Genomic DNA, 14,875 nt, shown 5'->3' with positions numbered 1-14,875 from the left:
CGCCGGGCGAAGCCCACGAAGACCGTGCACGCCCACGACGCCCAGGAAACGGAGGGAGCCATGTCCGAGGACCAGCTGCCGACCGGGGCCACTGCCGTCAGCGACGGCAAGGGCAGCAGGCGGCACCAGCGCACCCGGCGCCGCCGGGTGCTGCGCGTGGTCGCCTGGGGCACCGCGGGCCTGGTGCTGCTCGGCGGCGCGGGCGCGGGCTATCTCTACTTCCGGCTCAACGGCAACATCAAGAGCGTCGACATCGACTCCGCGCTCGGCACCGACCGCCCCGCGGCCCTGGACAACGGCGCGATGGACATCCTCGTGCTCGGCTCGGACTCCCGGTCCGGCGCCAACAGCGAGTACGGCCACGCGGGCGGCGGCGCCCGCTCGGACACCGCGATGATCGTGCACCTGAACAAGGGCCACAAGGCCGCCAGCGTGGTCAGCATCCCGCGCGACACCCTCGTCCCCCGGCCCGTGTGCGCCAAGCCCGGCGGGGGCACCGCACCGGCCGTGCGGAGCGTCATGTTCAACAGCGCCTACGAGGTCGGCGGCCCGGCCTGCGCGGTCAAGACCGTCGAGGCCATGACGGGCCTGCGGATGGACCACTACATCGAGGTCGACTTCACCGGCTTCAAGAACCTCATCAACGCGCTGGGCGGCGTCCCGCTCACCACCACCCAGGCCATACACGACACCAAGAGCCACCTGGACCTGGCCGCGGGCACCCACACCCTCAACGGCGAGCAGGCGCTCGGCCTGGTCCGCACCCGGCACGGCGTGGCCGACGGCAGCGACCTGGGCCGGATCCAGCTCCAGCAGGCGTTCATGAAGGCGCTGATGAACCGGGTGAGCGGGCTCGGCCTGCTGACCAGCCCCACCAAGCTGATCGACGTCGCCGACACCGCCACCAGCGCCATCACCACCGACTCCGACCTCGCCTCGGTCGGCTCCCTGATGGGCTTCGCGGAGAGCGTGCGCGGCCTGGACTCCACGAATGTCCACATGGTGACACTGCCGGTCCAGTACGCGGTCAGCGATCCCAACCGGGTGGAACCGATGCCCGCGCAGGCCGCGATGGTGTGGGCCGCGCTGCGGGCCGACCGGCCGATCCCGGCCGCCGCCACCAAGGGCTCGGCCGCCGACGAGGTCAACGCCAAGAAGGTGGTCGGGGCCGGCGCCACCGCGGACCCGGGCACCTCGCCGAGCCCGGGCCTCAGCCCGAGCACCACGCCCTGACCTGGCCGGACCCGCCCCGGACCCGCCCCGGGCCCGCTCCGGGGCCCGCGCCCCGCACCCGCTCCGACCTGCGCTTTCGGGCCGGGAATTATCCGGGCCCACCCCTCGTTTTGGGAGATACGGCCAGTCCTGGCAGACTGGACCGCTGGCTCCGGTTCACGTGCACGCAAACCCGCGGTACGACCCGGCGCCCTCCCGAACCTAGGAGCATCCCTTGAAGCAAGGCATCCACCCCGAGTACTTCGAGACCCAGGTCACCTGCACCTGTGGCGCCTCGTTCACCACTCACAGCACCGAGAAGAGCGGCCAGATCCGCGCCGACGTGTGCTCCGAGTGCCACCCGTTCTACACGGGCAAGCAGAAGATCCTCGACACCGGCGGCCGTGTGGCCCGCTTCGAGGCCCGCTTCGGCAAGGCCGCCGGGTCCGCCAAGAAGTAGCGACCCGCAAGCGCCGGTTCCCGGTCGCCCAGTCATGGGTGACCGGACCGGCGCTTTGTCGTCCCGGGCCAGCCAGGCCAGGCAGCCACTTCATCCAGCTAGGGAACCGAAGATGTTCGAGGCGGTCGAGGAACTGATCGGCGAGCACGCCGACCTCGAAAAGCAGCTTGCCGACCCCGCGGTCCACGCGGACCAGGCCAACGCCCGCAAGCTGAACAAGCGTTACGCCGAGCTGACCCCCATCATCAGCACGTACCGCTCCTGGCGGCAGCTCGGCGACGACATCGGTACCGCCCGCGAACTCGGCGCCGACGACCCGGACTTCGCCGCCGAGGTGAAGGACCTGGAGAAGCAGCGCGACGAGGTGACCGAGCGGCTGCGGCTGCTGCTGGTGCCCCGCGACCCCAGCGACGACAAGGACGTCATCCTCGAGGTCAAGGCGGGGGAGGGCGGCGAGGAGTCCGCGCTGTTCGCCGGCGACCTGCTGCGGATGTACCTGCGCTACGCCGAGCGCGTCGGCTGGAAGACCGAGATCCTCGACGCCAACGAGTCCGACCTCGGCGGCTACAAGGACGTCCAGGTCGTGGTCAAGGCCAAGAGCAACCACGAGCCCGGCCAGGGCGTCTGGGCCCGTATGAAGTACGAGGGCGGCGTGCACCGCGTCCAGCGGGTGCCCGCCACCGAGTCGCAGGGCCGTATCCACACCTCCGCGGCCGGCGTGCTGGTCACCCCGGAGGCCGAGGAGGTCGAGGTCGAGATCGGCCCCAACGACCTGCGGATCGACGTCTACCGCTCGTCGGGCCCCGGCGGCCAGTCCGTCAACACCACCGACTCCGCGGTCCGCATCACACACCTCCCCAGCGGCCTGGTCGTCTCCTGCCAGAACGAGAAGAGCCAGCTCCAGAACAAGGAGTCGGCGATGCGCATCCTGCGCTCCCGGCTGCTGGCCGCCGCGCAGGAGGAGGCCGAGAAGGAAGCCTCCGACGCCCGCCGCAGCCAGGTCCGTACCGTCGACCGCTCCGAGCGCATCCGTACGTACAACTTCCCCGAGAACCGCATCTCGGACCACCGGGTCGGCTTCAAGGCGTACAACTTGGACCAGGTGCTCGACGGGGACCTGGACGCGATGATCCAGGCCTGCGTGGACGCCGATTCGGCGGCCAAACTGGCCGCCGCTGGCGACGGCAGCTAAGGGGGGAAGGCAGAGTGAACCTGCTGCTCGCCGAGGTGGCGCAGGCCGCCCAGCGACTGGCCGACGCGGGCGTGCCGTCGCCACGCTTCGACGCCGAGGAACTCGCCGCGTACGTCCACGGGGTCAAGCGCGGCGAACTGCACGGCGTCGCCGACACCGAGTTCGACGCCCGGTACTGGGAGGCCGTGGCGCGCCGCGAGGCACGCGAACCGCTCCAGCACATCACCGGCCGGGCCTTCTTCCGCTACCTCGAACTCCAGGTGGGGCCAGGGGTGTTCGTGCCCCGCCCGGAGACCGAGTCGGTGGTCGGCTGGGCGATAGACGCCGTACGCGCCATGGACGTCGCGGAACCGCTGATCGTGGACCTGTGCACCGGCTCCGGCGCCATCGCGCTGGCGCTGGCCCAGGAGGTGCCGCGCTCGCGGGTGCACGCCGTGGAGCTGTCCGAGGACGCCCTGGAGTGGGCCCGCAAGAACGTCGAGGGCAGCAAGGTCGACCTGCGGCAGGGCAACGCGCTGACCGCGTTCCCCGAACTCAACGGCCACGTCGACCTGGTGATCTCCAACCCGCCCTACATCCCGCTCACCGAGTGGGAGTACGTGGCGCCCGAGGCCCGCGACCACGACCCCGAACTCGCCCTGTTCTCCGGCGAGGACGGCCTGGACACCATCCGCGGCATCGAGCGCACCGCGCACCGGCTGCTGCGGCCCGGCGGCGTCGTCGTCATCGAGCACGCCGACTCCCAGGGCGGCCAAGTGCCGTGGATCTTCAAGGAGGACGCGGGCTGGGCGGACGCGGCCGACCACCCCGATCTCAACAACCGCCCCCGTTTCACCACGGCCCGTAAGGCGACACCATGACGGGGACACAGCATCTTCTGGAGGTCAGCTAATGGCACGGCGATACGACTGCTCGGATGCGACCGACCGGGCCACCGGCCTGCGCGAGGCCACCTCGGCCGTCAAGCGCGGTGAACTCGTCGTCCTGCCCACCGACACCGTGTACGGCATCGGCGCGGACGCCTTCGACGCCGAGGCGGTCGGCGACCTGCTGGAGGCCAAGGGCCGCGGGCGCAACATGCCCTCGCCCGTCCTGGTCGGCTCCCCGAACACCCTGCACGGCATCGTCACCGACTTCTCCGAGCAGGCGTGGGAGCTCGTCGACGCCTTCTGGCCCGGCGCGCTCACCCTGGTCACCAAGCACCAGCCGTCGCTCAACTGGGACCTCGGCGACGCCCGCGGCACCGTCGCCGTCCGGATGCCGCTGCACCCGGTCGCGATCGAGCTGCTGACCGCCACCGGGCCGATGGCCGTCTCCAGCGCCAACCTCACGGGACACCCCTCGCCGCAGGACTGCGACGCCGCCCAGGGCATGCTCGGCGACTCCGTGGCGGTCTACCTCGACGGCGGCACCACCCCGTCCGCCGTCGCCTCCTCGATCGTGGACGTGACGGGGAAGGTCCCGGTACTGCTGCGGGCCGGGGCGATCAGTGCGGAGGAGCTGCGCAAGGTGGTCCCCGACCTGGAGGAGCGCAGTTGACTGCGCCCGACGGGCGTGGCATACCGGGCCTCGCCGCCCGCGCGGGGACCCTCCCCGGACAGGGCGGTGACGCCTTCCGCATCCTCCACGTCTGCACCGGCAACGTCTGCCGCTCGCCGATGGCCGAGCGGCTGACGCGGCATGGGCTGGCGCGCCGCCTCGGCGACGGTGCCACCGGCATCGTCGTGGAGTCCGCGGGCACCTGGGGCCACGAAGGCGCGCCGATGGAGGCGCACGCCGCCGCCGTACTCGCCGAGTACGGCGCCGACCCGACCGGTTTCACCGGCCGGGAGCTGCTCGACGACCACGTGATCGACGCCGACCTCGTCCTGACCGCGACCCGCGACCACCGTTCCCAGGTGATCTCGATGGGACACGCGGCGGGTCTGCGTACCTTCACGCTCAAGGAGTTCACCCGCCTGGTGCGGGCCATAGACCCCACCACGCTGCCCGAGGGCAGTGTCACCGACCGCGCCCGCGCCCTGGTCGGCGCCGCCGCCGCGCTGCGCGGCTGGCTGCTCGCGCCCAGCCCCGACGCCGACGAGGTCCACGACCCGTACGGCGCTCCCATCTCGTACTTCCGCAGCATCGGCGACGAGATCCACACCGCGCTCGACCCCGTCGTCACCGCCCTGACGGGCATCCCCGCGGCCGTCTGAGCCCGCGACGGCACGCCCGGGACAACCCCTTCACATTCCCCGTACAGCCGGTGTGCAACCGTGGGCCCTCCCTGTGAGTCTTGATTGATGTTCGCCGTCTCGGCCCGGCCACCACTAGGGTGTGACGCTGTGAGGATCCCCCGGACGTGTGCGCAGCGCTGCTACGCCCCCGAAGTCGTCGGAGGCTGCTCGTGCGCGAGTATCTGCTGACCCTGTGCGTCGCCGCCGCCGTCACGTATCTGCTGACCGGCCCGGTACGGAAGTTCGCCATCGCGGCGGGCGCCATGCCGCCGATCCGCGCGCGTGACGTGCACCGCGAGCCCACGCCCCGGCTGGGCGGCATCGCGATGTTCGGCGGGCTGTGCGCCGGTCTGCTGGTCGCCGCGCACCTGAGCAACATCGGGGACGTGTTCTCGCAGTCCAACGAGCCGCGCGCGCTGCTGTCCGGCGCCGGGCTGATCTGGCTGCTCGGTGTGCTGGACGACAAGTGGGGCGTCGACGCGCTGGTCAAGCTCGGCGTGCAGATGATCGCCGCGGGTCTGATGGTCTTCCAGGGCCTGACCATTCTGTGGCTGCCGGTGCCCGGTGTCGGCCCGGTCGCGCTCACCCCGATCCAGTCGACGCTGCTGACGGTCGCGCTGGTCGTCATCACCATCAACGCGGTCAACTTCGTGGACGGCCTCGACGGTCTGGCCGCGGGCGTCGTCTGCATCGCCGCCATCGCGTTCTTCATGTACGCGTACCGCATGTGGTACGGCTACGGCGTCGAGGCCGCCGCGCCCGCCACGCTGTTCAGCGCGATCCTGATCGGCATGTGCGTGGGCTTCCTGCCGCACAACATCCACCCGGCGCGGATCTTCATGGGCGACTCGGGGTCGATGCTGATCGGCCTGGTGCTCGCCTCGTCCGCGATCTCCATCACCGGGCAGGTCGACCCGGACGCCATCACCGACTTCACCGGCTCCAGCCGCAGCACCGTGCACTTCATGGTGCCGGTCTACATGCCGCTGCTGCTGCCGCTGACGATGATCGCGATCCCGGCCGCCGACCTGGTGCTGGCCGTGGTCCGCAGGACGTGGAAGGGGCAGTCGCCGTTCGCCGCCGACCGCGGCCACCTGCACCACCGGCTGCTGGAGATCGGGCACTCGCACAGCCGGGCCGTGCTGATCATGTACTTCTGGTCGGCGCTGTTCGCCTTCTCCGCGGTGGCGTTCTCGGTGAACTCCTCCAGCCTCGGCATCGTCATGGTGATCGTCGGCCTGAGCGCGCTGGGTCTGCTGGTCCTGCTGCTGCCGCGGTTCCGGCCGCGCGCGCCGCGCTGGGCCGAGGCGTTCGTACCGCCGCGCTACCGGCGCCGACGCCGCCGGCTGGCCGCCGCCGCTGCCGCGGCCGAGCGGGAGATGCGCTCCGAGGACCGTCCGCCGCTGCACGGATCGACCGCGATCGGCGACCGTTCGCGGCTGCCGGACCGGCGTCCCGTCGAGAGCCGCCGGTAGGTGTCGGGCAGGCTCTGAGCGGCGTCGGCGGCCGGTAGTTGACCGTCATCGATAAAGTCCTTTAAGTCCGGCATATCCGGCAATTTCCCCGAAGTGGGCAAATAGGACGTCAGTTGAACGGCGTGTCGATACCTCTCCCGTGTGACAGTGAGCACATCTCCATGGTAAAGCCCTGGCTAAATACTTTGTGATACCGTTCACGAAACCCGGGAAACAAGCCGAAAGACCGTAGTGAGATGGTCTTCCGGCGTGAGGCACGTCCCCAAACCCGGATTACGCTCGTCTCCGACGACACCCGCTTTCCCCAACTCCCGCCGGAGGAGCTGCCACCATGCAGTCCAACGACGTCCGAACTCTCCTCAACTGCACCGTCCCCACTGCCGCGGCCGGTGTCATCGCCACCGCTGTGAGCGGAGCGGTGGCCGGTGGCAAGGGAGCGATCGGCGCCGCCGCCGGCACGTTGGTCGTGATCGCCTTCATGGCGATCGGGATGGTGGTGCTCCAGCGCACCGCCAAGGCGTACCCGTCGCTGTTCCAGATGATGGGCCTCGTGCTCTACACCGTGCAGATCCTGCTGCTGGCGATCGTGCTCGCGGTGTTCAAGCACACCTCGCTCTTCAACACCCGCGCGTTCGCCTTCTCGCTGCTGGCCGCGGCGCTCGTCTGGATCGCCGCGCAGGCACGCGCGCACATGAAGACCAAGATTCTTTACGTCGAGCCCGAGTCGGCGGGAACACCGTCGTGAGCCGCGGGTTCGGTAGGGCCGGTGTAAAGACCCTGCCGCTCGTTTGCTATCGTCCGGACTCAACTGCGGCGGAGCTGCCGCGAGCGGCGCTCAAGCCTGCCCTGCCGCTCGGTTCAGCGCCGACTCGCCGCGTACACATCCGACCCACCAGTCCAGTGCCGTTCCGTGGCCGTCAGGCCCGCCGACACATCGAGGTTGCCGTACCCATGCGCCACGCTGAAGGAGCTCGCGGTGAGTGCTGACCAGGTTCTCGCCTTCGAGACGAACTGCCACCTCTTCGACGGGTGCGGCTTCCCGGCCCCCGGACTGCACTCGTTCGTCTTCGAGCCGATCTTCTCGATCGGCAGCTTCCACTTCAACAAGCCGATGCTGCTGGCGCTGTTGAGCACGATCGTGGTCGTCGGATTCTTCTGGGCCGCGTTCAACAAGCCCAAGGTGGTCCCGGGCAAGGTCCAGATGGTGGGCGAGGCGGGCTACGACTTCGTCCGCCGCGGCATCGTCTACGAGACGCTCGGCAAGAAGGTCGGCGAGAAGTACGTCCCGCTGATGGTCTCGCTGTTCTTCTTCGTCTGGATCATGAACATCTGGTCGGTCATCCCGGTCGCCCAGTTCCCCGTGACGTCGATCATCGCCTTCCCCGTCGGGCTGGCCGCGATCGTCTACGTCACGTGGATGTACCTGACGTTCAAGAAGCACGGCTTCGTCGGCGGCCTGAAGAACATCACCGGCTACGACAAGACACTCGGCGCCGTGCTGCCGCTCTCCATGACCATCGAGTTCTTCTCGAACGTCCTGGTGCGGCCCTTCACCCACGCGGTCCGGCTCTTCGCCAACATGTTCGCCGGTCACACGCTGCTGCTGCTGTTCACCATCGCGAGCTGGTACATGCTCAACGGCATCGGCATCGCCTACGCGGGCGTCTCGTTCGTGATGACCATCGTGATGACCGCCTTCGAGCTGTTCATCCAGGCCGTTCAGGCGTACGTGTTCGTGCTCCTGGCCTGTAGCTACGTCCAGGGCGCGCTCGCCGAGCACCACTGAGCACCGCCCCCACGACCCGATAGATGTCCGGTGGCCAACCCCCACCGGTCCGAGAAAGATAAGGAAGAACCGGCATGTCCGCTCTCGCGCACGCGACGCTCGCCGCCACCCAGATCAAGGGCAACCTCGGCTCGATCGGTTACGGCCTCGCGGCCATCGGCCCCGGCGTCGGCATCGGCATCATCTTCGGTAACGGCACCCAGGCCCTCGCCCGCCAGCCCGAGGCGGCCGGTCTGATCCGCGCCAACCAGATCCTCGGCTTCGCCTTCTGTGAGGCGCTCGCCCTCATCGGTCTGGTCATGCCGTTCGTCTACCCGGCCACCTGATCCCGGCCGACGAACAGAAACCTAGACGGAAGGCACTGATGTGATCGCCCAGGTACCGCTGGCGACAGCGGAGAACCCGCTCATCCCGCCGATCCCCGAGCTCATCATCGGCCTGATCGCCTTCGCCATCGTCTTCTTCTTCCTCGCCAAGAAGCTCCTCCCGAACATCAACAAGGTTCTGGACGAGCGCCGTGAGGCCATCGAAGGTGGCATGGAGAAGGCCGAGGCCACCCAGGCCGAGGCCCAGCAGACGCTGGAGCAGTACCGCGAGCAGCTCTCCGAGGCCCGGCACGAGGCCGCGCGACTGCGCCAGGAGGCGCAGGAGCAGGGCGCCGCGCTGATCGCGGAGATGCGGGCCGAAGGCCAGCGCCAGCGCGAGGAGATCGTGGCCGCGGGTCACGCGCAGATCGAGGCCGACCGCAAGGCCGCCGCCGCCGCGCTGCGCCAGGACGTCGGCAAGCTCGCCACCGAACTGGCGGGCAAGCTCGTCGGTGAGTCCCTGGAGGACTCCGCCCGGCAGAGCCGCACCATCGACCGCTTCCTCGACGGCCTGGACAACGCGGCTCCCGCCGCCGGTTCCGCGACGGCCGAGGCGGCGCGATGAACGGCGCGAGCCGCGACGCGCTGGGCGCGGCCCGCGAACGGCTCGACGCGCTGACGGACGTCCAGTCCGTCGACGTGGCCAAGCTCGCCGAGGACCTGGCCGCCGTCACCGGGCTGCTGGACCGCGAGGGCACGCTCCGTCGCGCCCTGACCGACCCGGCGAAGTCCGGCGAGGCCAAGGCGTCGCTGGCGCGGCAGCTCCTCGGCGGCCAGATCGGCGGCGAAAGCCTCGACCTGCTCACCGGCATGGTCAGGTCCCGCTGGTCGCGCTCGCGCGACCTGGTCGACTCGGTCGAGGAGCTGGCGTCGAGCGCCGACCTCGCCACCGCCCAGCGGGCCGGTCACCTCGACGACGTCGAGGACGAGCTGTTCCGCTTCGGCCGGATCGTCTCCGGCAGCACCGAACTGCGCTCCGCTCTCACCGACCGCGTCGTCGGCGCTCCGGCCAAGGCCGCACTGCTGCACACGCTGCTCGGCGGGCGGGCCAATCCGGTCACCGAACGGCTGGTCGTCCGGCTGGTCACCACGCCGCGGGGACGTAGCCTGGAGTCGGGGATCGAATCCCTGTCCAAGCTGGCCGCGGCCCGCCGTGACCGGATGGTCGCGGAAGTGGTGTCGGCGACTCCGCTCAGTGACCAGCAGAAGCAGCGCCTCGGCGCCGCGCTGGCCCGGATCTACGGCCGCCAGGTGCATCTGAACCTGGACGTGGACCCCACGGTCCTCGGCGGAGTCCGGGTGCAGGTCGGTGACGAGGTCATCAACGGAGCCATCTCCGACCGTCTCGACGAGGCGGCCCGGCGGATGGCGGGCTGACAGCCGGTCGCTCCACCAGGACCGCGCGGCACCAGCCACGCAGAACGCAGTACGAAGCACGACGACGCAGTACGAGCGGCCCGAGTTGGGCCGACGGAGCCTAACAGAGCCTTTCTGGGGGTTGACCCCAGAAACCCCCAAGAAGACTTTCGGGCCCAACAAGGAGAGCAGGGAACCCAGATGGCGGAGCTCACGATCCGGCCGGAGGAGATCCGGGACGCGCTGGAGACCTTTGTCCAGTCGTACAAGCCGGACGCCGCCTCGCGCGAGGAGGTCGGCACGGTCAGCGTTGCCGGAGACGGCATCGCGAAGGTCGAGGGTCTGCCCTCGGCCATGGCGAACGAGCTGCTGAAGTTCGAGGACGGCACCCTCGGTCTCGCCCTCAACCTGGAAGAGCGCGAGATCGGCGCGATCGTCCTCGGCGAGTTCAACGGAATCGAGGAGGGCCAGCCGGTGCAGCGCACCGGCGAGGTGCTCTCCGTCGCGGTCGGCGAGGGCTACCTGGGCCGGGTCGTGGACCCGCTCGGCACCCCGATCGACGGCCTCGGCGAGATCGAGACCGACGGCCGCCGCGCCCTTGAACTGCAGGCCCCCACGGTCATGCAGCGCAAGTCGGTGCACGAGCCGATGCAGACCGGCCTCAAGGCCGTGGACGCGATGACCCCGATCGGCCGCGGCCAGCGCCAGCTCATCATCGGCGACCGGCAGACCGGCAAGACCGCCCTGGCGATCGACACGATCATCAACCAGCGCGACAACTGGCGTTCCGGCGACCCGAAGAAGCAGGTCCGCTGCATCTACGTCGCCATCGGCCAGAAGGGCTCCACCATCGCGGGCGTGCGCGCCTCGCTGGAGGAGGCCGGCGCCCTGGAGTACACGACGATCGTCGCCGCCCCGGCGTCCGACCCGGCCGGCTTCAAGTACCTCGCCCCGTACACCGGTTCTGCCATCGGCCAGCACTGGATGTACCAGGGCAAGCACGTACTGATCGTCTTCGACGACCTGAGCAAGCAGGCCGACGCCTACCGCGCGGTCTCCCTGCTGCTGCGCCGTCCGCCGGGCCGCGAGGCCTACCCGGGCGACGTCTTCTACCTGCACTCCCGCCTGCTGGAGCGCTGCGCCAAGCTCTCCGACGACCTGGGCGCCGGTTCGATGACCGGTCTGCCGATCGTCGAGACCAAGGCGAACGACGTGTCGGCGTTCATCCCGACCAACGTCATCTCCATCACCGACGGCCAGTGCTTCCTGGAGTCGGACCTGTTCAACGCCGGTCAGCGCCCCGCGCTGAACGTCGGTATCTCGGTCTCCCGCGTCGGCGGCTCCGCGCAGATCAAGGCCATGAAGGGCGTGGCCGGACGGCTGCGCGTGGACCTGGCCCAGTTCCGCGAGCTGGAGGCGTTCGCCGCCTTCGGTTCCGACCTGGACGCGGCGTCCAAGGCCCAGCTCGAGCGCGGCCAGCGGATGGTCGAGCTGCTCAAGCAGGGCCAGTACGCGCCGTACGCGATCGAGGACCAGGTCGTCTCCATCTGGGCCGGCACCACCGGCAAGCTGGACGACGTACCGGTCGAGGACGTCCGCCGCTTCGAGCGCGAGCTGCTCGACTACCTGCACCGCGAGCACAAGTCGCTGCTCACCGCGATCGTCGAGACCGGCAAGCTGCCGGACGAGACCGTCGAGGTGCTCACCGACGCGGTCGCCGCCTTCAAGAAGCAGTTCGAGACGTCCTCGGGCGCGCTGCTGGTCGAGGGCTGATCGCATGGGCGCACAGATTCGGGTTTACAAGCGCCGGATCAAGTCCGTCACCGCCACGAAGAAGATCACCAAGGCGATGGAGATGATCGCCGCCTCGCGCATCGTCAAGGCGCAGCGCCAGGTGGCGGCCTCGTCCCCGTACGCCGATGAACTGACCCGTGCGGTCACGGCGGTGGCGACCGGCTCCAACACCAAGCACCCGCTGACCACCGAGGCCGAGAACCCGACCCGCGCCGCGGTCCTGCTCGTCACGAGCGACCGCGGTCTGGCGGGCGGTTACTCGTCCAACGCGATCAAGGCGGCCGACCGGCTCATCGAGCGGCTGCGCGCGGAGGGCAAGGAAGTCGACTCGTACCTCATCGGCCGCAAGGCCGTGGCGTACTACAGCTTCCGCGAGCGGACGGTCGCCGAGTCCTGGACCGGCTTCTCCGACAGCCCCGGCTACGGCGACGCCAAGAAGGTCGCGGCGCCGCTGATCGAGTCGGTGCTCAAGGACACGGCCGACGGTGGCGTGGACGAACTGCACATCGTCTTCACGGAGTTCGTGTCGATGATGACGCAGTCCCCGGTCGACGCCAGGCTGCTGCCGCTCTCGCTGGACGAGACGGCCGTCGCCGGTGCCGAGGAGCGGGCCGCCAAGGGCGAGATCCTGCCGCTCTACGAGTTCGAGCCTTCCGCCGAGGGTGTGCTGGACGCGCTGCTGCCTCGCTACGTCGAGAGCCGCATCTTCAACGCGCTGCTCCAGGCGGCGGCTTCGGAGCACGCGGCCCGCCGCCGTGCGATGAAGTCCGCGACCGACAACGCGGAAGACCTCATCAAGTCGCTCACGCGGCTTGCCAATGCGGCCCGACAGGCCGACATCACCCAGGAAATCAGCGAGATCGTCGGCGGCTCCAGTGCGCTGGCCGACGCGAACGCGGGGAGTGACTAACCACTATGACCACCACTGTTGAAACCGCTACGGCCACCGGCCGCGTCGCGCGGGTCATCGGCCCGGTCGTCGACGTGGAGTTCCCCGTCGACGCGATGCCGGAGATCTACAACGCGCTGCACGTCGACGTGGCCGACACGGGCGCCGAGTCCGGCACGAAGACGCTGACGCTGGAGGTGGCGCAGCACCTCGGCGACGGCCTGGTCCGCGCCATCTCGATGCAGCCCACCGACGGCCTGGTCCGCCAGGCCCCGGTGACCGACACCGGCGACGGCATCACGGTGCCCGTCGGCGACGTCACCAAGGGCCGGGTGTTCAACACCCTGGGCCAGATCCTGAACGAGCCGGAGGCCGAGTCCGAGGTCACCGACCGCTGGGCGATCCACCGCAAGGCGCCGAAGTTCGACGACCTCGAGTCGAAGACCGAGATGTTCGAGACCGGCCTGAAGGTCGTCGACCTGCTGACCCCGTACGTCAAGGGCGGCAAGATCGGTCTGTTCGGCGGCGCCGGTGTCGGCAAGACCGTGCTCATCCAGGAAATGATCATGCGTGTGGCCAAGCTGCACGAGGGCGTCTCGGTGTTCGCCGGTGTCGGCGAGCGCACCCGTGAGGGCAACGACCTCATCGCGGAAATGGCCGAGTCGGGCGTGCTGCCGCAGACCGCGCTGGTCTTCGGTCAGATGGACGAGCCCCCGGGCACCCGTCTGCGCGTGGCGCTGGCCGGTCTGACCATGGCGGAGTACTTCCGTGACGTGGCCAAGCAGGACGTGCTGTTCTTCATCGACAACATCTTCCGCTTCACGCAGGCCGGTTCCGAGGTCTCCACGCTGCTCGGCCGTATGCCGTCCGCGGTGGGTTACCAGCCGAACCTGGCCGACGAGATGGGTCAGCTCCAGGAGCGGATCACCTCGACGCGTGGTCACTCGATCACCTCGATGCAGGCGATCTACGTCCCCGCGGACGACCTGACCGACCCGGCCCCGGCGACCACCTTCGCCCACCTCGACGCGACGACCGTGCTTTCGCGGCCGATCTCGGAGAAGGGCATCTACCCCGCGGTGGACCCGCTGGACTCCACGTCCCGCATCCTGGACCCGCGCTACATCGCGCAGGACCACTACGACTGCGCCATGCGCGTCAAGGGAATCCTGCAGAAGTACAAGGACCTCCAGGACATCATCTCCATCCTCGGCATCGACGAGCTGGGCGAAGAGGACAAGCTCACCGTCTTCCGCGCCCGCCGGATCGAGCGCTTCCTGTCGCAGAACACCCACGCGGCGAAGCAGTTCACCGGTGTCGACGGCTCCGACGTGTCGCTGGACGAGTCGATCTCCGCGTTCAACGCCATCGCCGACGGTGAGTACGACCACTTCCCGGAGCAGGCGTTCTTCATGTGCGGTGGCCTGGACGACCTCAAGGCCAACGCGGCGAAGCTCGGCGTCAACTGACGCGGGAGCCTCGCGCAGGCCGCGCGTCCGCGTCGGTAGGAGCGCGCGCGACAGCGTAAAAGGGGGGCGGTGAGTCCCGTGGCGAAGCCCCGGGGCGCCCGCCCCCTCTCGCACCCCTTATTCTGTGTCTTACGCATCCACTGAGGACGGTGGGTGCCAACCCGAGGAGCCGTCTTGGCCGATCTTCACGTCGAGCTGGTCGCCGCGGACCGTAGTGTCTGGTCCGGCGAGGCCACCATGGTCATCGCCCGTACCACGTCGGGTGACATCGGCATCATGCCGGGACACGAGCCGCTCCTCGGGGTGCTCCAGTCCGGCCCGGTGACGGTGCGCACCTCTGACGGCGGCACTGTCGTGGCCGCCGTGCACGGTGGCTTCATCTCCTTCTCCGACGACAAGCTCTCGATTCTCGCGGAGATCGCGGAGCTGGCGGACGAGATCGATGTGGCGCGCGCCGAGCGTGCTCTTGAGCGGTCGAAGTCGGAGACCGACGCCGCGGCCGAGCGCCGCGCCGAGGTCCGGCTCGCCGCCGCCGCGGGAGCGCACTGACCGGTCCGCAGGACGGTCCGCGGGTCGGCGCGACCGGCTGACCGGGCAACCGCACCACCACAACCGCATCAGCAGACGTACCAGGCGTGACCGAACGACCACGGTGCCG

Annotated in this window: 16 protein-coding genes; all 16 read left to right on the top strand. The window is 69.6% G+C overall.

Features of this window, described 5'->3' with window-relative positions; all coding sequences use genetic code 11:
* Positions 1-60: 60 nt before the first annotated feature.
* The 16 genes from ACIQCJ_RS07870 (at position 61) to ACIQCJ_RS07795 (ending at position 14,766) form a co-directional block, all read left to right on the top strand.
* Complete coding sequence (locus tag ACIQCJ_RS07870; RefSeq protein ID WP_391161544.1) at positions 61-1,233, top strand: LCP family protein; 1,173 nt, start codon at positions 61-63, stop codon at positions 1,231-1,233.
* Between the two features lie 214 nt (positions 1,234-1,447).
* A complete protein-coding gene (gene rpmE / locus ACIQCJ_RS07865; RefSeq protein ID WP_188281959.1) occupies positions 1,448-1,672 on the top strand; it encodes a 50S ribosomal protein L31 in 225 nt (74 codons plus the stop codon).
* Between the two features lie 112 nt (positions 1,673-1,784).
* On the top strand, positions 1,785-2,864 hold the full coding sequence (prfA, locus tag ACIQCJ_RS07860; RefSeq protein WP_355344200.1) for a peptide chain release factor 1: 1,080 nt from the start codon (positions 1,785-1,787) through the stop codon (positions 2,862-2,864).
* Positions 2,865-2,878: 14 nt separating this feature from the next.
* Positions 2,879-3,724, top strand: a complete 846-nt coding sequence (gene prmC / locus ACIQCJ_RS07855) for a peptide chain release factor N(5)-glutamine methyltransferase (protein ID WP_188281957.1) — start codon at positions 2,879-2,881, stop codon at positions 3,722-3,724.
* Between the two features lie 31 nt (positions 3,725-3,755).
* Positions 3,756-4,403 (top strand): L-threonylcarbamoyladenylate synthase, encoded by a 648-nt coding sequence (locus tag ACIQCJ_RS07850; protein ID WP_402710979.1) that lies wholly within the window; start codon positions 3,756-3,758, stop codon positions 4,401-4,403.
* The gene (locus ACIQCJ_RS07845; protein ID WP_188281955.1) at positions 4,400-5,062 is read left to right on the top strand and encodes a protein-tyrosine-phosphatase; all 663 of its coding nucleotides are present in this window, start codon (positions 4,400-4,402) and stop codon (positions 5,060-5,062) included. The genes ACIQCJ_RS07850 and ACIQCJ_RS07845 overlap by 4 nt, the downstream gene beginning before the upstream one ends.
* 191 nt (positions 5,063-5,253) lie before the next feature.
* The gene (locus tag ACIQCJ_RS07840) at positions 5,254-6,558 is read left to right on the top strand and encodes an MraY family glycosyltransferase (protein WP_391161540.1); all 1,305 of its coding nucleotides are present in this window, start codon (positions 5,254-5,256) and stop codon (positions 6,556-6,558) included.
* Between the two features lie 331 nt (positions 6,559-6,889).
* The gene (locus ACIQCJ_RS07835; protein WP_188281953.1) at positions 6,890-7,303 is read left to right on the top strand and encodes a hypothetical protein; all 414 of its coding nucleotides are present in this window, start codon (positions 6,890-6,892) and stop codon (positions 7,301-7,303) included.
* Positions 7,304-7,519: 216 nt separating this feature from the next.
* The gene (gene atpB / locus ACIQCJ_RS07830; protein ID WP_391044822.1) at positions 7,520-8,344 is read left to right on the top strand and encodes a F0F1 ATP synthase subunit A; all 825 of its coding nucleotides are present in this window, start codon (positions 7,520-7,522) and stop codon (positions 8,342-8,344) included.
* A 74-nt stretch (positions 8,345-8,418) separates the two neighbouring features.
* The gene (atpE, locus tag ACIQCJ_RS07825; protein ID WP_188281952.1) at positions 8,419-8,670 is read left to right on the top strand and encodes an ATP synthase F0 subunit C; all 252 of its coding nucleotides are present in this window, start codon (positions 8,419-8,421) and stop codon (positions 8,668-8,670) included.
* A 40-nt stretch (positions 8,671-8,710) separates the two neighbouring features.
* Positions 8,711-9,274, top strand: a complete 564-nt coding sequence (locus tag ACIQCJ_RS07820) for a F0F1 ATP synthase subunit B (RefSeq protein ID WP_188281951.1) — start codon at positions 8,711-8,713, stop codon at positions 9,272-9,274.
* Complete coding sequence (locus tag ACIQCJ_RS07815; RefSeq protein WP_355344188.1) at positions 9,271-10,086, top strand: F0F1 ATP synthase subunit delta; 816 nt, start codon at positions 9,271-9,273, stop codon at positions 10,084-10,086. The genes ACIQCJ_RS07820 and ACIQCJ_RS07815 overlap by 4 nt, the downstream gene beginning before the upstream one ends.
* A 180-nt stretch (positions 10,087-10,266) precedes the next feature.
* A complete protein-coding gene (atpA, locus tag ACIQCJ_RS07810; protein WP_355344185.1) occupies positions 10,267-11,838 on the top strand; it encodes a F0F1 ATP synthase subunit alpha in 1,572 nt (523 codons plus the stop codon).
* A gap of 4 nt (positions 11,839-11,842) precedes the next feature.
* On the top strand, positions 11,843-12,769 hold the full coding sequence (locus ACIQCJ_RS07805; protein WP_402710978.1) for a F0F1 ATP synthase subunit gamma: 927 nt from the start codon (positions 11,843-11,845) through the stop codon (positions 12,767-12,769).
* A 5-nt stretch (positions 12,770-12,774) separates the two neighbouring features.
* Positions 12,775-14,217, top strand: coding sequence for a F0F1 ATP synthase subunit beta (atpD, locus tag ACIQCJ_RS07800; protein ID WP_355344179.1), 1,443 nt, complete (start codon positions 12,775-12,777; stop codon positions 14,215-14,217).
* A gap of 174 nt (positions 14,218-14,391) precedes the next feature.
* Positions 14,392-14,766 carry a F0F1 ATP synthase subunit epsilon gene (locus tag ACIQCJ_RS07795; RefSeq protein ID WP_355344176.1) on the top strand — a complete coding sequence of 125 codons (375 nt, stop codon included), beginning with the start codon at positions 14,392-14,394 and terminating at the stop codon, positions 14,764-14,766.
* Positions 14,767-14,875 lie beyond the last annotated feature (109 nt).

This window comes from Streptomyces sp. NPDC093221 (assembly GCF_044753885.1).
Classification (GTDB): Bacteria; Actinomycetota; Actinomycetes; order Streptomycetales; family Streptomycetaceae; genus Actinacidiphila.
This window is presented reverse-complemented; position numbering and strand designations above follow the sequence as displayed.